This is a genomic window from Niallia sp. MER 6 (assembly GCF_023714395.1).
Classification (GTDB): domain Bacteria; phylum Bacillota; class Bacilli; order Bacillales; family Cytobacillaceae; genus Niallia.
Genome location: NZ_JAMAUK010000102.1, coordinates 1 through 937 on the forward strand (window position 1 = coordinate 1; position 937 = coordinate 937).

1 protein-coding gene is annotated in these 937 nt (G+C 33.5%); it reads right to left on the reverse strand.

Features of this window, described 5'->3' with window-relative positions:
- Nucleotides 1-254: 254 nt before the first annotated feature.
- On the reverse strand, nucleotides 255-937 hold a 683-nt coding region (locus tag M3600_RS28415; protein WP_251648573.1), incomplete at its 5' end, for an alpha/beta fold hydrolase.

Consider the following 937-nt stretch of genomic DNA (forward strand, 5'->3'; position numbering starts at 1 on the left):
CTAAATAACGTAAAACCTTCCAATTATGAGAAGTAGGAAGGTTATTTGGTATACCCTTTTTTAGTATAACATGAAATATTTTTAGTATTTAATGAAAAATATTGACAAACTATTAGCTGGTTTAGTACTTGAGCAATAAAGAAACATTGATTCTTACTGGATTTAACGCCCTTAAGTGAAATTGTTCAGAAATTGTTCACATTTTATGTGTTAAACAGTATAAAGCAATAAAAGCTGCCAATTGGCAGCTATAGTTAAGTAGCGTTAATACTTTGAGATTTAAGAAATGAAATCAGCTTTTGGTTAGTATTTTCTGCCGAGTTTCCAATCCAAATTAAATGTCCCCATGAATCCACTAAATGTAACTCTGAATTTCCTATTTTTTCGAGAGCAGTCTGTGGATGTTCAAGTGGAATAAAACCGTCATTTTCACTATGCATAATAAGAGTTGGACTTTTGATAGACGTTAAATCTGAATCCTTCAGTTCTTTAGATTGTTTTAGATCAATAAGGAAACCATGGCCAGAACGTTGACGAGCATTCATCTTCGTAAATTTTAACACATCACTAACTTCAGATTTGATTTTAAGTTCTTTTTTGTCAAGAGAACTAAACTGTGGAGCCATCATTTTAAACATAGCGTTCGGGAATAAATGGCTCAGTTTACTCAGTAGTCTCCATGTAAACCCTTCAATGGAAGGACGAAAAATGATATGGGCAGCTTTATACTCCAATTCTTTATTTGTCAACCACTCCTTAGAGACTGCACTCTCTAAGATAAGACTTTTTACTCTTTCTGGATACAAAGAAGCAAAACGTATTCCAGTTGGACCTCCAGCTGAAATTGCTATAACATGGACTTGATTTATTTGTAGATGTTTCAGTAAATCCCCATAATGTTCACAGGCCTTTGTTAAACTTTCCCCTACTTCTTTAG